Source organism: Paenibacillus sp. y28, assembly GCF_037137075.1.
Taxonomy (GTDB): domain Bacteria; phylum Bacillota; class Bacilli; order Paenibacillales; family NBRC-103111; genus JBBBNV01.
This window is the reverse complement of the sequence record NZ_JBBBNV010000002.1, coordinates 269,198-285,875: the sequence shown is the minus strand read 5'-3', so window position 1 is coordinate 285,875 and position 16,678 is coordinate 269,198. Positions and strand designations below refer to the sequence as shown.

Genomic DNA, 16,678 nt, shown 5'->3' with positions numbered 1-16,678 from the left:
CTGCGATTCCCGCTGTTACATTGCTTCCATAACTGTACGAAGCAGCACCGCCATGCGCTTATCGAAGGTATGATCCCGCAGCGTACGCGCCAGACCCTGCATCGCGATATCGATCCGCTCCTTTTCATGCCGCAGATAGTATTCCATGATCTGCATCAAATGCTCCGCGCTGTCATACGTGACCAGCTCCCGGCCCGGTGTGTATTGATCCGGCAGCTCTTCCCGGGCATCGGTCAGCTGAAGTGTTCCGCATGCGCTAATTTCATACGTCCGCGGGTTAATCGAGAGCGAGGGCAGCCTCCGGCTATTCATATTAATGGATTCGTCATCGTGGCGCCGATGCAGATTAATGACCAGCTTAGCGCCGTTGTAGTACCGGGCCGTTTCTTCAAAATGCATCCATGCCCCGCTCCGGATCATTTTGGACAGCTTCGTGTAGTGATCCAGCCGCTGCCACCATAAACCGGCGATCATCACCCGTTTTCCCGCTAAATAAGGAGCCAGCTTATCAAACAGCTCCACCCGGTTCCAAAAAGCATTGCCGATAAAGCAGATGTCCGTCTCGTACATCGGGGGCACTTGCTTGGGCGTGAACACACGGGGATTCATCCCCAGCGGCAAATGAAACACTCTCGGACAGCCCGCCTCCCGGTAAGCCGGTACACAGCTTTTCTCGTGTGTAAACACCACATCGTAATGAATCGAGCGTTCCAGCGATACATCCGAATAGTACGGATCGTCACAATGCCATATGGCCGTCCGGATTCCCATGCTCCGGATGTCATCCATCTGGCGGGCAACACCGTCATCCATGCTGTTTAAGACCAAAACAACATCCGGACGGCGTTCTCTGCAGATCTCCGCCAGAGGCTGCTCTACATTCGCGGTGATCAGCTCGCGCACCATTCCTTGCAATGACTCTATGATTCCGTTGTCAATCGCGTTATAGCACACGCCGAACTCCGCCGTCACATACAGAAGCTTGATATTCCAAAACGGTTTGGGCTCCGGGCTGCCGGCTACCCGCGCCAAGGCGGCGACGCATCGCCCTTGCCGGTACCCGGCCGACTGTCCGCGCCGGAAGCCCTCCGCCTTACCCGCTTGTGACGCCGCCGGATGCATGGACCGTCCCCCCTAACGATAAATTGAGAAGCTGTACCAGACGCTTCGCATACGTGTGCTCCCTGCGGGTTCGCTCTAAACCGGACAATGCAATACACTCCCGTTCGGCTTCATTGCGCAAATAATAATCCAGCTTGTGAAGCAGCTCCTCGGCAGTATGAAAGGTAGCAACATCCACACCCGGCGTATAAAAAGCAGGCAGATCCTCCCGTACGTCCGTTAGCTGAAAAGCGCCCGCCGAGCAAATATCAAAGGTCCGCGGATTGACCGACCGGGCCGGTATTTTACGGCTGTTTGGATTATCCATCGTATCGTGCCCCCGGTGAATATTAATCACGATTTTCGTACCGCTGTAGAACCGCGCCGTCTCTGCAGGCTGAATGCCCTGGAGTCGGATACTGTTCTTCAGCAGCGAGAACCGCGCCAGCCGGCTATCCCAATAGGCCCCGGCAATGAGCGTCTTTTTTTCCGCCAAAAACGGGGCGATGGCATCGATCAGAATGGCCCGGTTCCAAAACGGCATCCCGACAAAGCAAATATCGGTCCGGTAGGGCAGCCCGACGGCTGTAGGCGTAAACACCTCCGGCGAACCGGCAAACGGCAAATAGTGTACACTGCGGCAGCCCACCTCTTTGTAAAACTCTACACAGCTCGCCTCATGTGTAAAGACCGCATCAAATTCCGGCGCAATACCGGATGTCATATCCGTAAAGTACGGATCATCGGCAAACCAGACCAGACAGGGCACTCCGCTGGAACGGATACTCGCGATATGCGGCTGCAGTGCGGTCCAGGAATGAATCGCGTTTAAGACCAGCACCGCATCGGGCCGGGTTTCCTTCACGATAGCCGTCAGATCGTCATACGGTCCGGCAATCTGCCATTCCTTACAGACGAGAGGCAGAGCGGACGCTATCCCCCGATCAATGGAGTGAAAGCCCGGCGAATTCTCCAGTACAAACAAGAGTTTGTAGGGAAGCCGGGGCGTTAACTCGCTGGCCGTCGAGCGGAGAACGGCTTCGCGGCGGCCAAATGCATATCCATGCGCGTAACCCGCTTCAGCCCCCCGCTTCCGGCCGTGTGAAGCTTGCAAACGTTTTTTCAACGATACGGCTCCTTTCTTTCGTACTAGTTGTCAAGCGGAGCTGAGTCAATGCAGCTCCTCATCCTTCAGCAGCTTTCCCGCCGCCTCGTGCATGGACCCGAACGTCCCTGCATCCGTCCACCATCCCGTAAGCACGTCAAAGGACAGCTTGCCTTGCGCAGCGTATACATTATTCACGTCCGTAATCTCCAGCTCGCCCCTTGCCGATAGCTGTATAGTAGTAATAACCTCAAACACGGAGCTATCGTACATATAGATGCCCGTCACACAATAATTGGATTTCGGCACCTGCGGCTTCTCCTCAATCCGCACAATACGGCCGGCATTTAATTCCGGAACACCATACCGCTCGGGATCGTCCACCTCGGTAAGCAGAACAGACGCCAGCCCGGGTTCGCTTGCGGCGAACTGCTGTACATGAGCTGCAAGGGAGTCCGAGAACAGATTGTCGCCCAGCAGCACAACAAACTTCTCTCCCTTCCCGATGAAGGGCTTTGCCAGCAGAAGAGCCTCTGCAATGCCGCCGGGGTTTTCCTGTATCCGGTAGGTGAGGTCCACCCCGAACTCCTGGCCGCTGCCAAGCATGGTTGTGAAGCCGCCGCTGACAGACCGCCCCGTTATGAGCAGCTGATTGTCAATCCCGGCTTCCTTCAGCTTTTGCACGGCATAATAAATCATAGGCTGCCTGCCAACGGGAAGCAGATGCTTGTTTTGAAAGCGGGTCAAGGGAGACAGTCTCGTGCCGGAGCCGCCCGCGAGTATAACACCTTTCATGATATTCCTCCTTGCCGGATCGCCTTACGAAATGAATGCTACATGAAATGGGCAGGATCGACGCCCCATTTATCAATAAATTTCTGTTTATTTATGCGGATGAGCTCCGTGATCGTATGCGGTTCCTTTCGCCCGAAGCTTGCGCTGCCATGATGATACAGAAATACGTCGCCCGCAATCATAAGCCGGTAGCCGGCCTGACGCACCCGGTAGCAGTAGTCGTCGTCCTCATAGTGTCCGGGAGTAAAACGTTCGTCAAGCGGCCCGATTTGCTCCAGCACTTCCCGTCTGAAAAGCAGGCACAGCCCGACAAGGCGGTTCACCTCCTTCCATTTGCCCGGATTCGGCACATTCCACCGCCTGGACATGTCTTCAATATTCGTAAACGGCTCCTGAATTTGTTGACGTCCGCTGGCATAGTTGCTCATGGGTCCGACCAGCCCAATCCGGGGATCGGATAAAAGGCATTGCTTCATATTATCCAGCCAGCCCCGTGTTGCAAGAACATCGTTGTTCAGCAGCATAAGCGCATCGCCGCCAGCGATGCGCAAACCGGCGTTACAGGCAGCCGGGAAGCCCCGATTTTCCGGCAAGGAGAGGAAGGGTACCCGTTCCTCCCGGCACATAGTAAGCGTTTCGTCCGTCGAGCCGTTGTCCACAACCAAAATTTCATACGGAGGTGGAGTAAATACGCGGATCGAGCGGATGCAATCACGCAGGACAGCTGCACCGTTATAGCTCGGGATGATGATGCTCGTTTTCATTCCATATCGCCTCCTTACGAAATTCGGTTACGAATCGTATCCGGGAAGCCCAGACGCGCCCCCGAGCGCTCCATAGCTGCGTTTAAAGCTTCCAGATGATCTCCGATAATGAAGTCGTGCATCTTGTTGCCGGGACCGGAGTTCGTATCCCGGACCTTGTTGCTGGAGATGACATCCACACTGCACGGGGCGCCGACCTTCAGTCCGTGCTGCCGCGCCAGCGCCTGCGCCTTCGGCGGCACCATCAGCTCGCGGGTGCCAAGCGTTTCAATCGCCCGGCGGCTTACAGCATGAGGAATTGCCGTCATGGAACTGACGCCCAAATCGCTTCCGCATACAGTCCGGTTCAAAAACTGTTTCATCTTGGAAACATGATCCCGGCGGCTGAACACCGGCAAAAACGGTGAAATATCGTTCAAGGCGATATCCATCCCTTGTTCCACTGCATGAATAAAAGGAAGCAGCTTTTCCGCCAAAATGGGGATATCCCCGTCCAAAAACAGCAGGATGTCCGCTTGAGATAACTTGGCCCCCAGCGCCCGTCCCACATCATGTCCAAGCGGCTCAGGGTAGTGTAGAATCATCGTTTTCGGACATTGCCGAATGCTCCTGAAGCTTCCGTCCGTCGAGCCGTTTACGATAAAGATGAGCTCATGGAACGGGATTCGGAGCAATTCCTTCAGCACCATCGAAATCGTTTCCTCTTCGTTCTTCACACACACAATTGCAGCAACGGATTTGGCGGTCGGCAGCAAAATCCGCTCCTTGTCGGCTTGGCTGTGTTCCGGAGCGAAGCCGGAGGCGAACCGGGAGGAGGCCTTCGTGTAAGCCAGCCATGACATTCCCGGCGGCTTATGGGCGCTGAACCATTCCGTCCAGCTTTGCTGCAATGCGGCATCTATGACCGCCTGATGACCGCCTGACTCTGCCCCCAGGCGCTGCTTGGCCGCCAGTTGGCCTGCGGCATACGCCTGACCCGCCCAGGCCAGCTCTTGCCCGGCAGGCTGACGCAGGCTTGCCGCCTGGCGCAGCAGTCTGGAATGGGCAATGGCTCTGTGTGTGCCATACTTACGTTGATTTCGCTGCCTTTTGGCGGGCTTACGGCTTAAGATCCGCCGCTTCCCGGTCTGCTTCTTAGATCGCCTGGGCTTTGCTTTTTTTTTGTACCCTGACAGTTTCCTCTTGGTTACAGCCACTATTTCACCGCCTCTCTTTGGCGTGCCAGGTCTGTTCGGAATCCGCGTGCATTGCTGGCTGACAAATACCAGTGCAGCGCCTCCAGATGGTCGCCGACAATCAGCTGCTCCAGCGGATCGCCGTCCTTGCCGCCCCGCCCCCGTTTCCGGTTGGTTGTGCCCACTTCGATATAGTGCACTCGCCGAACCTTCAATCCGTGGACAATCGCCATCGCCATCGCCAAGGGAGGGACGGATAAATGCTCGGTGCCGATCACCTGAAGCGCCCTGCGGCTTATCGCATGGGGGATTGTAGTCATGGAAGCTCCCAGAAGATCCGGACGATGGAGCGCAATATTCAAAACGTGCTTCACCAGCACGACGCTGTGTACATCCTGCTTGCTTACCGTACCCAGGTATCCATTCAACGCAACGTCCGTTCCAGACTGGATCGCCTGAACGAGCTTAGCCAGATGGCCGGAACGAATCACGATATCTCCGTCTGTAAACAGCAAAATTTGCCCTTTGGCTTCCCGTGCCCCGACACTGCGCCCAACATCATGTCCCAACGGTTCAGGGAATGATATGATGTTGGCCCCGGCTTTTCTTGCGATCTGCTCCGTCCCGTCCGTAGAACCATTGACAACGACAATCACTTCCGTATAAGGGTGAACCCGAAACGCTTCGGCGATGACTTGCGCGATGGTGCTTCGCTCATTTTTGGCCGGAATAATGACCGATACGACCGGCTCTGCTGGCGTGGTTCGTCTATAGGCTAATCGTCCGTTTCCAATTTCGCCCCGCCTCCGTATGAAAGCCTTAGCCCCTGCAGTCCGGCCTAAACCGTTACCCGCCGTTTTGGCAGCCCACCGTTGTCTTCGAATCTTACCTCGATGCGGCAACCCTAGCACCTCCCGTGACAGGTATTCACGTATATGACTCATTGTATGTATAGGTAAAAGAGCGGCAACGGCACTTGTACTGCCGTCGTACCGGGACAAGTGTAATTAGGGAAACCGTCTATGCGTTGCATTTATTCCGTTCTCCAAGCATACGAAAAGCCGGGTGCTTCACTGGACTATGCTAAACATAAAAAAAGTCTGCCCCTGGGGACAGACTTTGAAGTGAAGCGCTACGCCCGTGCACTGCCAATTGCAATCCAGGTCAGGACCCCTTCCGGCTGCGGAATGAATTTGGTGCGGACCACGGTAATGATCGCCTTATTACCGTTCTTTTCTTTCAACACGGCATAGCATGCCGGATTATTGGTCAAGGCGACAATCGCATAGTCGCTGGTGGCATAGCTGCCTGGCAGTTGTATTTCTACTTCGACCATCTCATCCTGCGTCATAAAACGGAACGGGGTAAATCCGAATTGCATGAAGGCATCCTGCTTATCCGCCGCCGCACGAACCGGAACAAATGAAAGCTTTTCCGCGCCGATCAAGCCGTTCGGCAAATGCTCGGTACGCACTGCGCCCGGAGCCAGGTGCCGGGACTGAATGCTCTGCTCTTGCACATGCTCCGTGTTAATTGCGCCAAAGGCGATTTTCTCGGAGGTTACCGCACCCGCAAGCAACTTTTCTTCCGTCACAGCTTCGTCCTGCAAGGCCGCACTACTTACAGCCCCTTCTTGGATATGCTCTTCAGCTATCGCATTGTCAGAAATATGCCTGGAATCAACCGCCTCATTGGACAAATGCTCACCGCGGATGGAACACCAAGCCAGCTTCTCTCCGTTAATCGCGCTGTCAGCTACATGAGCCGTTTCAATAATTCCGTGTTGCAGCTTGCTGGCATCCACACTGGCCGGCGCCAGCTTATCCGCTGTAACCGATGACGGCTGAAGCGATAGAGTGCTAATAATTTGGGGCTGTAAATGGGATGAGGTGATGGCGCCGAGAGACAAATGAATGCTATTTACAGCGCCTTCCGCGATATGCTCCTTGCGGATGGCCCCGGAGACCACATGCTGGGACGAGACAGCCCCATCGACAAGATGGCTTGCATGGATCGACTGCTCGGCGAGGTGCTGAGCACATACCGCTCCATCGGCCACATGAACACTTTGAATGATGCTCTCCGTTAAATGGCGCGTCTCTAGAATTCCATCCGACACATGCCTGGTTTCAATAGACTGCTCGGCGAGGTGCAAGCAATTGACAGCGCCGGCAGCCAGATTCCGGCTTGCAACAGCACCGTCGGTCAAATGGCGAGTCGTCACTGCGTGATCGGTCAGATGTACGGCTTGAACCGATTGCTCGGCGAGATGACGCGCTTCTACCGACGCATTGTCCAGCTTGGCGGCGGTGACGCTGTGATCCGCCAGCTGATCGGCGTTGAAGGCTCCCGGCTCCAGGTGGTACGGCTTGATGGCTCCCTGCTTGATATGGTAGCCCTGCACCGCTTCGCTTTGAAGATGCTTATGCGAAACGGAGGCTGCTCCGAGCTGCTCGCTTCCGACCGCGCCTTCGGCAAGATTCACTGCAGACACGGCTTGTGCCGTAATGTGACGGCCGCTCACCGAGCTCTCCGCAAGCTTGGATCCGTCGACGGCGTCATTCTCCAGATGCCTGCGGCCCACAATCGTTTCGGCCAAATGCTGGCCCTGAATTGCACTGCCGCCTATATGCCGGGACGTGACCGACTGCTCGGCAAGATGACGCGCTTCTACCGACGCATTGTCCAGCTTGGCGGCGGTGACGCTGTGATCCGCCAGCTGATCGGCGTTGAAGGCTCCCGGCTCCAGGTGGTACGGCTTGATGGCTCCCTGCTTGATATGGTAGCCCTGCACCGCTTCGCTCTGAATATGCTTCGCGTTAATTGATTCTTCCGCCAACTGCTCGCTGCCCACCGCACTGTCGGCAAGATTCACCGCGGATACAGCCCGGGATGACAAGTGTCTGCCGCTTACAGCGCCTTCCGCAAGCTTGGCGCCGTCAACCGCTCCATCGGCCAAGTGCTGCTGCTGTATCGCTCCGTCTGTCAAATGCCGGCGCTGTACGATTTGACCAGCAAGATGCTCGGCTTGAATCGATTGCGGTGCCACGTGCCGGCCTTCCACGGCTTTTGCCGTCAGCTTGGTGCTTGATACGCTTTCATCCGCCAGCTGCTCGACACCGATGCTTCCGGCCTGCAGGTGAACGCCTTTCAACGTACCGGGCTTCACATGATAGCCATGCACATGCTCTGCCTGGATGTGCTTCGAGCTAATGCTTTCATATGCGAGCTTCTCGCTCTTCACCGCTCCGTCGGCAAGATGCGCAGCACCTATGGAACGAGCCGCCAAATGGCGCTCCGATACTGCATTCTCGGCCAGCTTGGAGCCGTCAACTGTGCCGTTTTCAAGATGATGACGGCCAATAATGCCTTCTGAAAGGTGGCGTCCTTGAACGGCCCCATTGTTAATGTGCTCGGAATAAACGGACTGTTCTGCGATATGCCGGCCTTCCACGGCCTGCTCGGCGATTTTGGCGCTAGTCACACTGTCGTCGCCAAACTGCTCCGTGCCGATAGAGCCGGTTTCCAAATGATACGGCTTAATTGCGCCTTGTTTAATATGGTAGCCGTGTACATTTTCGCTCAGTATGTGTTTAGCGGTAATGGCTCCATGAGCAATCTTATCGCTGTTGACCGCGCCTTCGGCAAGCTGCGGCGTACCGACGGACTGCTTCGCCAAGTGCTGGCTTCCTACCGCCTCTTCAGACAGCTTCGTCCCATCAATAATTCCATCGGCAATGTGCTTGCGCTGCACACTGCTTGCAGCAAGGTGATCCGCATGGATGACACCTTCGCGCAGGTGCTCTTCGTGAACGGCCTGCTCCGACAAGTGGTGAGCTTCAACCGTACCGGAAGCAAGCTTGGCGCCGATGACACTTTCATCCGCCAATTGATCCGTGCCGATGGCATTACGCTCCAAATGATGTGTGCGCAGCGTAAACGGCTTAATATGGAACCCTTGGATCGCCTCATTCTGAACATGCTTAGCGGCAATGGATTCAACGGCAAGATGGTCGGCTTGCACTGCGCCGGAAGCGAGCTTCTCCGAAACAATGGCACCCTCGGAAATTTGCAGTGCACCGACAGACCCGATGGCAAGCTTGCTTCGATCCACACTCTCCGGCGCCAGCTTGTTTGCCGTGACCGCGCCATCGGCCAGCTTTTCTTCCGTTATCGCCTGATTCCGCAGCGTGCTGCTGCCGACAGAGTCATCCTGCAGATGTCCTGCATGAACCGCACCCTGGGCCAAATGCGAGCTGCCGATGCTTTGAGGGGAAACATGGGCGCTGCCAATGGCCAGCTCCGCTATTTTTTCTGAAGTGACTGCGTAATCCGCCAAATGGCTGGACATGATCGCGCCGGTCTGCAGCTTGCTGGACCCAACGCTTCCCTCAGCGAGCTTATCTGCTGTAAAAACAGCGCCGTCCAAATGGATGGCTTTGACCGCGCCGGAACGAATATGATAACCATGGACCGCCTCCGGCTGCAAATGCCTTCCGTTCACTGCTTCCGGAGCGATAATCTGCTCCGTGACCGCGCCGGGGGCCAGCTTGCTGGAGGTTACCGCATCATCCGCGAGCTTGTCGGCGCCGATAGACTGGGACCGAATATGCTCGTTGCTGATGCTTTCCTCGCTTATATGCTCGCTGGTCACACTTCCGGGAGCCAGCTGCTCGCTGCCGACAGCGGAAAGCGCCAGCTTCTCGCTGGTAATCGCTTCAGCTGCAATATGGTGTGACTTCACCACATCTGCAGCCAGCTTGCGGGAGGTTACGCTGCCGTCTCCAATTTTGGCTGTAATGACGGATTGATCGGCCAATTTGTCGGTGGACACCGACTCTCCTGCCAATTTTACTGTCGTAATTACATGATCCGCCAGCTGATACGTCCCTATCGCGCCTTCCGTAATATGAGTTGCTTGTATCGAACCGTGGGCCAGCTTCTCTGCCGTAACGGATCGGTTCTGCAATGCATTCTGGGAAACGCTGTTCGGCTGCAGATGATGGCTCGCTACACTTTGATCCTGCAGATGGTGACTGCCTACGCTGCCGACCGACAGCTTCTCGCTGCTTACCGCTCCGCTGGCCAAATGCAAATTTTGAACCGCTGAAATAGCTATACGGCTTGAAGTAACGCTCTCAGGAGCAATCTTCTCCTCAGTAATACTGAGATCCGCCACATGTGCCGTTACAATTGCGTTTTCTTCAATATTCCAGCTGCATACTGCCCCCGACGCCAGCTGCTCCGTTCCTACAGCCCCCGGACGAAGATGGCGGCTAAGAACGGCTTCCGGAGCCAGGTGAAGCTCCCCAATCGAATCTGCAAGGATGTGCCGGCTATCTACGGCGCCATCGGCCAATTTTTCCTCTGTAACTGCGCCGTTCTGCAGATGATGCCCTGTAACCGCCCCTTCGGCAAGATGCTCCGAAGTAACCGATCCCGATGCGATATTCTCCCTCCGGACAGCATTCGCAGCCAAATGCTCCGGCTGTACGGACGAGAATTGCAGATGCCGCGACTGTACGGCCTGTATGCCTAATTTAGACGTATTCACAGCACCGTCAGCCAATTTCTCCGTTGTGACCGCACCGTCGCGAAGCTTTTCTGTTTGTACCGCGCCGTTCGTAATTTTGGCTGAATTAACTGCATAGTTGGCCAGGTTCCCCGGACCGACCGCGCCGCTTTTTAGCTTTTCCGAGGAAATTGCCTGATCTTGAATGTGTTCACTCGTTATGGACTGAAGCTCAATATGTCTCGTGCTAATAGAGCCGTCGGCAATTTTAATCGCATCAATGGTATGATCGGCCAGCTTGTCGGAGGTAATGCTGTTATCCACCAGCTTCGTGCCGGTAATGGATCGGTCGATTAATTTGTCCCCCGAGATGGACTGCGCCGACAAATGCTCGTTATCAACAGCGCCAATAGCGATTTTCTGCGAGGTTACACAATGATCGGCCAGCTTGGAGGTGGAGATGATGAAATCCTTCAGCACCGTTCCGTCCAGCGTGCCGTGCTTAAGCTTGCTCCCGTCGATGGTGCGGTTGGCGATTTTCTCGTTAGTCACCGCTTCGTTGGCCACGTCATCGGTATAAATGAACGGGGCATTGGGCAGCTCATTTTTACGATCAAGCAGCGAAAGGCCGTTACGTACAAATACAGGGTGTTCCGTGGCATCAGCCGGAGCGGAGGACGGCTTCCCTGGACCTTGGCCGTTCGAAACGGCCTTGGCTCCGGCCTGAGGAACCGCTGCACCTGCGGCTCCCGGCGCTGCGCTCGTATTACTGCCCCTGGCCCCGCCGGCGCCGGTCCTGGCTGCTCCTGTACCTGCAGCACTCCCCGCAGGAGGGGCAGCATTCGTCCTCGCGCCGTTCTGCGGCACCTGGCCGCTCCCTGTACTGCTGCTGCCTGTGCTCGTTCGGGCGCCGCTTGGCAGTATCGGGGCTGCTCCCGATCCGCTGCCCAGGGTTACCCGCGTGCCGCTTCGCGGAGCAGCGGCTGCTCCCAAGCCTGTGTCCGCGTCTTCCTGCGCGCCGCCCTGCGGTATCCGCCCCGTGCTTAATCCTCCGCCTGCTCCGGCCCCGGGTCTGGCTTGAGCAGCAGGGACAGATACGCCGTTCTGACCGCCGATCCCCGCTCGCCCTTCCGCGGCCTTCTGCCCTTGCTCCGCCCTAGCCGCTCCGGCAGTGCTGCCAGCTTTGCTGCCTGTTGTTCCTGCTGCGGCCGCAGGAGGAATTTGTTTTCTGGCTTGATCCGCCGTCCTCGTCTTCGGCTGGTTCGCGGCCATCGGTTGTTCAGGCTCCTTACCAGCGGGCCGAATTCCTTTCTCCATATCGGATGAAGACCCGATTCCTTGCAGAACCGACTTCCCCTCCGCCTCCTGAAGCCCCGTCTGGCTTACTTGCACTTTATCGGCTGTGGCCTTGGCTCTGGTCTGGCGCTCCTCGTCCTCATCCAGCCAGTCGAGCTCATTGATGCTTGCCGAGTACTTCGGCTTTGGGCGTTTTTTGCTGCTGTCCTTGGACCATACCTTCCTGTTCTTCATCGCCAAACTCCTCTCTCATCATCCTCCTGGTCTCTTGTAACATATGCATTCACCCAGATCCGGGACACCTATCCCGTTAAAATATGCATTCACCCAATTTCCATGCAGGGATTGAAGGGAGTCCCTGCGGAAGCATTTAGCGCCATGTATATGCGGTAAATGAGGGAATAGACCTGCAAACGCCGATGCAGGCCGCTCGAAGCCCCCGTCCTCCGCCCTGCATGAAGACGATCAGCCATATCATCATAAAAGCCGCAGCATTCGTGAATAGGACGGAATACAAACGGGGACCTGCTTCCGCTGCAAAATCAAAAACGAGCAGCAGGAAAAAGGCTTCAGCGGCGGCGGCCCTCTTCCTCCTATCACAGTACCGGCTTAAGCTTGCCCTCCGGCAGTAATGATTTGATAAAAATCAAGCCAGCGCCTCCCGTAAGCTTCCCAGGTAAATCGCTGCTCTACCCTGCTCCTCCCCGCTTCTCCATAGGTCCGACATAAAGAAGCGTTCCGCAGCAGCTCTACAAGAGCAGGACCAAGCTCCCGCTGCGGCTCTATCGGATCGATGAGACGGCCGGTTATCCGATCCTCAATAATCTCTGTCATTCCCCCGCTGCGAGTGGCAACCACCGGCAGCCCTGTCGCCATCGCTTCCACATTAACAAGGCCAAAGGCCTCCTTGCCGAATGAAGGAACCGCCAGGACATCAGCCAGACAGAACCATTCCGGAATCTGTTCATGCGGAACAAAGGGAATAAAATGGACCTTGCCGGGCGTCTTCTGCGCCAGCAGCCGAAGCCTGCGGACATACCGGGTCATCCGCCGCGATCCGTAATAGGCGCTGCCTACAATGACCAGCACAGCTTCCGGCACCTCCGCAGCAATTCGCGGCATAGCCTCCAGGATATGATGGACGCCCTTCATAGGCAGCAGCCGGCCGACGTATAGAATGACCCGTTTATCCGTGAACTCGAACGCGCTCCGAAGCTGCTCCCGCAAACGAAGCTGCTCTTCCTCCCATACCGGTCGGAAGACGGTCGTATCCACGCCCAAATGATTTACATGCACCTTGCTTTGATTCCACAGTACGGGAGACTGCTCCGCCACCTTTTGCTGCAGAAAGCGGCTGTTCGTCATAATATGATCAACCTGTCCGAGGCAATTGCGCAAGGATTGCTTCCGGATATGAGGAGGGCTCATGAACATGACGGAATGCAGGGAAAGCACAACCGGCACGCCGGGGAAGCTCCGTTTTAACGCCCTGGCGAGCCGCGGACGATTCTCCACTTGAATCACATCCGGCTTCCATCTCCGCAGGCTCTCCGCTACAACCCGAGCGTAGCTGCGGTGCCGGCAGGACAGCCGGACATAGTCCACCCCGTCCCTTCGTTCCCGGGCGGCGAAGCCCGCGCGCTTTCGGCCAATGATGCGGAAATCTGCTGCTTGCTGCAAGATGCGCGTCAAATGGCCAACAACCTGTTCCACGGAGCTTTTGCGGGCGGAACGGACCTCGAACGAGCCCGGTGTTACTATGGCGATACGCAGCAGCCTCGCCATCTTACCAGCCGGCGCCCCGGCTTCGCCAGCCGGCCGCCCGACGGGAAATCCAATATCCGGATGCAGTGCATCCTCCATAGATTCCGCTGCCGGCTGCGCTTGCCCCGCCTCCTGCCCCGTAAGGCTGGCCGGGCTCTCCGCCTGCCACTCTTCCACTACGCACCGCCTCCAAGGAATCGATTTTTCTTAGCGAATAGCATGTAATGCCGCAGTCCGAGTTCGCCTTTATTTTTTACCTGCTGCAAGGAGAAGTGATGATTCGCAGCCGCCTCTTCCGGGATAAGCGCCGTTCACAGTCTACGAATATTTTCCTATGACAATCGAGGGGCAGTTGTGAGGTATGAAGGCAGAGCTACAGCACCTTGCGCTATCAGCTCCTAGTCTATGCGGCCTTCTGGCGGTCTTTCTTCCGGAAATAGTTAAGCGCACACGACTCTCGTCCATGCACGGCCGTCACCCCCCACATACATTGAATCAGCAGACGATGATACAGCCGCAGAGCTAGAATGGCCTTCTCTTTTTTCGAAAAACCGTCCTGTCTGATAACAGAATAGAGCCGTCATATAAACCCGCCCCGGGACAGAGGCTCGGCGCCTTGAGCCTCTGTCCCGTATACGAAGCGCAACCACTATCAGCGTCCAATCGCTAGAAGGAGTGTCAGCCTGTGCAGAACCGGTGGATCGGCGTGCTTTTGAACAATGCCCAGTACTCTGGTATACCCCGGGGAAGAACCCGGCACGAAGCGATTCGGTTCTATGACCAAGCCGGTCAAAAATACGGTGTCACCCCCTGCTACTTCCGCCTGCAGGACATACGTCCGGGGCAGCAGCGTATTAAGGCCTACGTGCGTGACACCCTCGGTTACCGGCTGCGCCGTATTCCGGCGCCCACGGCCATTCATAACCGGGCCTTGTACCATCATTCATCCGCGCAGCGTAAAATATCGGCGCTGGTCCGCGGAGGAAAGCTCATTTACAATCAATGGAACCGTTACGGCAAGCTGCACATCCATGAGCTGTTAGCCTGCGTTCCTGCCCTTCGTCCTCATTTGCCTGCAACGAAGCCAGCCCATCGCGAGACAATACAGCAAATGATGCAGGAGCATGCTTCCCTGATCATTAAGCCGAACAGCAGCAGTATCGGGCGGGGCATCATGAAGCTGCAGCGCCATGGAAGCATGTGGGAGCTCAATCTCCCCGCCAGCCGCAGCGGCCGCAGACGCAGCCGCCTGCTGTTTGCAGACGGCGCCCGTCTGCCAGCCTCTCTGCTGCAGCGAATCAGAGCGCGCGCTTATCTAGTGCAGCAGTGCTTGCCGCTTGCCACCTTCCAGGGCCGGACCTTTGATTTGCGCGTATCCGTCCAGCGGGGCCATGCCGGTCATTGGCAGATAACCGGTATGAATGCCAAGGTAGCGCAGAACGGCGTATTCCTAACCAATGTCGCGCAGGGGGCAAACGTTTATTCCATGGATATTTTGTTGGGCGACTTCCCCCATCTGCAGCCGGATCAGGTCGTGTCTGATATCGAGCGTTTTGCGCTGGCTGTTGCCCAGCAGCTCAGCCGGCATCTGCCGCATATGGCCGATCTCGGACTGGATATCGGGCTCACGCGCGAAGGCTTTCCAATGTTTATTGAATGCAACGGCCGGGACTTGCGCTACAGCTTTCAGGAAGCTTCCATGCCGGACATATGGCGGGCCACCTACGACAATCCCATGGGCTACGGGGCATATCTGCTGAAGCGGATCAGCCGTCCGGCCTTTGCCTTCGGGACCGGAGGCAGTATTCCGACAACGGCGATTCTTGGCTGCCCTCCCGCAGCCCCGTCCGAAATTGGAGTGTGTTCACTGCCGGACGACCCATGCCTAATGATTAATCCTCAATAGCGGTTACGGCGTTAGAACAAAAAGCCCCCGCCCCGTTCATACGCAGCATATGCGTTTGAAACAGGCGGGGGCTCTACATTTCTTTTTTTTGGGCTGTCGTCCGCCCCTCAGCCAGTACGAAACGTCCTACTTGCCTTGTTCGTAATAAAGTATTATTCAATATGCACCTCACCTGCTGCAGCGGGTAAATGAAATAGCGGCTGGACCGCCTCCGCCTGCGTCATCAGGCCATGCGGCTCGAGCCTCCCCGCCGCGCGGCTTTGAAATGAAATCCGGCGCCACAGCCTGCCGGACAGCTTCAAGGCATCAATCCTTTACAGGGACAAGCCACTTCCGTATAGCATGTGTTATGCTAGACATAGAGTGATATCCGGTACGAATCTTATTTTATATAGTAAAGGAGGCTCCACACATGTCCACCGCGATTTGGCAAAGCGGCCCGCTTCGGCTAAGGCCTGTTCAGGCCGCTGACTTGCCTTTGTTTGAGCTGATGGGCGACGACATCGCCCGGTTTTGTGATGAGCTGCAATTTCCGCAAACAACGGAACGCCGGCAAGCCTGGCTGGAACGGGAATGCAAAACCCAGTTTGGCGATACATTCCGCTGGGTCGCCGACACCGATGCCTCCCTTGAGGCCGTCGGCACCATTAACACCTTCGCTTGCAGCCGCAGGCACGGCACCTTCAAATACGGGCTGGCCCTCGCCCGTCCTTACTGGGGGCAGGGGTACGCCAGGCATCTGATCCTGCCAGTGCTGCGCTTCTTTTTCCTGGAGCTCGGCTACCAAAAGGCCACGCCGCATGTGTATGCCTTTAATGAGCGATCCCTGCTGCTTCACCGGAAGCTCGGCTTCCAGGAGGAAGGACGACTGCGCAGCATGATTTACACCGGCGGAGAATATCATGATGAAATTCATTTCGGCATGACCCGGGCGGAATTTATTACCCGGTATGGAACAGCGTCCATTGAGTAACCCCGGAAAGTTCTACTTCCGTTCTGATATTTTCTTGACGTTTTTTGGAAATGAGTGTATGTTAAGTAAAATCATTTTTTTTCATAGCTTACATGCATTTACCAAGGATATGAGTCTGCTCCGCTTGTGTACAGAGAGGAAGCCATTCCCGCTGCAAGGCTTCTCACAGACGGCAGATCACTCCCCGCCTTGCAGCTGCTGCGATGAACCGCCAAGCGCGAAGTATTCGCAGCCGGGTAACTCCGTTACCGGTAATGAGCGTTACGATTGAATATAATCGTAGCGGA

10 protein-coding genes are annotated in these 16,678 nt (G+C 56.2%); 2 read left to right on the top strand and 8 right to left on the bottom strand.

Annotated elements, in window-relative coordinates; translation table 11 throughout:
- Positions 1–15: 15 nt before the first annotated feature.
- The 8 genes from WBG83_RS04430 to WBG83_RS04395 all read right to left on the bottom strand — a co-directional run bounded on the left by WBG83_RS04430 (position 16) and on the right by WBG83_RS04395 (position 13,689).
- A complete protein-coding gene (locus tag WBG83_RS04430; RefSeq protein ID WP_336743041.1) occupies positions 16–1,122 on the bottom strand; it encodes a CgeB family protein in 1,107 nt (368 codons plus the stop codon).
- On the bottom strand, positions 1,094–2,227 hold the full coding sequence (locus tag WBG83_RS04425) for a CgeB family protein (protein ID WP_336743039.1): 1,134 nt from the start codon (positions 2,225–2,227) through the stop codon (positions 1,094–1,096). Before WBG83_RS04425 ends, WBG83_RS04430 begins: the two co-directional genes overlap by 29 nt.
- 45 nt (positions 2,228–2,272) lie before the next feature.
- Positions 2,273–3,001 carry a sugar phosphate nucleotidyltransferase gene (locus tag WBG83_RS04420; RefSeq protein WP_336743037.1) on the bottom strand — a complete coding sequence of 243 codons (729 nt, stop codon included), beginning with the start codon at positions 2,999–3,001 and terminating at the stop codon, positions 2,273–2,275.
- A 38-nt stretch (positions 3,002–3,039) separates the two neighbouring features.
- Positions 3,040–3,765 (bottom strand): glycosyltransferase family 2 protein, encoded by a 726-nt coding sequence (locus WBG83_RS04415; RefSeq protein WP_336743034.1) that lies wholly within the window; start codon positions 3,763–3,765, stop codon positions 3,040–3,042.
- Between the two features lie 14 nt (positions 3,766–3,779).
- The gene (locus tag WBG83_RS04410) at positions 3,780–4,961 is read right to left on the bottom strand and encodes a glycosyltransferase family 2 protein (RefSeq protein ID WP_336743032.1); all 1,182 of its coding nucleotides are present in this window, start codon (positions 4,959–4,961) and stop codon (positions 3,780–3,782) included.
- Complete coding sequence (locus tag WBG83_RS04405) at positions 4,961–5,842, bottom strand: glycosyltransferase family 2 protein (RefSeq protein WP_336743030.1); 882 nt, start codon at positions 5,840–5,842, stop codon at positions 4,961–4,963. The genes WBG83_RS04410 and WBG83_RS04405 overlap by 1 nt, the downstream gene beginning before the upstream one ends.
- 230 nt (positions 5,843–6,072) lie before the next feature.
- Complete coding sequence (locus WBG83_RS04400) at positions 6,073–11,982, bottom strand: WIAG-tail domain (protein ID WP_336743028.1); 5,910 nt, start codon at positions 11,980–11,982, stop codon at positions 6,073–6,075.
- 375 nt (positions 11,983–12,357) lie between these two features.
- Positions 12,358–13,689: a glycosyltransferase family 4 protein gene (locus tag WBG83_RS04395; RefSeq protein ID WP_336743027.1), complete on the bottom strand. Its 1,332-nt coding sequence runs from the start codon at positions 13,687–13,689 to the stop codon at positions 12,358–12,360.
- A gap of 508 nt (positions 13,690–14,197) precedes the next feature.
- Here WBG83_RS04395 and WBG83_RS04390 point away from each other — a divergent pair.
- A complete protein-coding gene (locus WBG83_RS04390) occupies positions 14,198–15,418 on the top strand; it encodes a YheC/YheD family endospore coat-associated protein (protein WP_336743025.1) in 1,221 nt (406 codons plus the stop codon).
- Between the two features lie 412 nt (positions 15,419–15,830).
- A complete protein-coding gene (locus WBG83_RS04385; RefSeq protein WP_336743023.1) occupies positions 15,831–16,391 on the top strand; it encodes a GNAT family N-acetyltransferase in 561 nt (186 codons plus the stop codon).
- Positions 16,392–16,678: the final 287 nt, after the last annotated feature.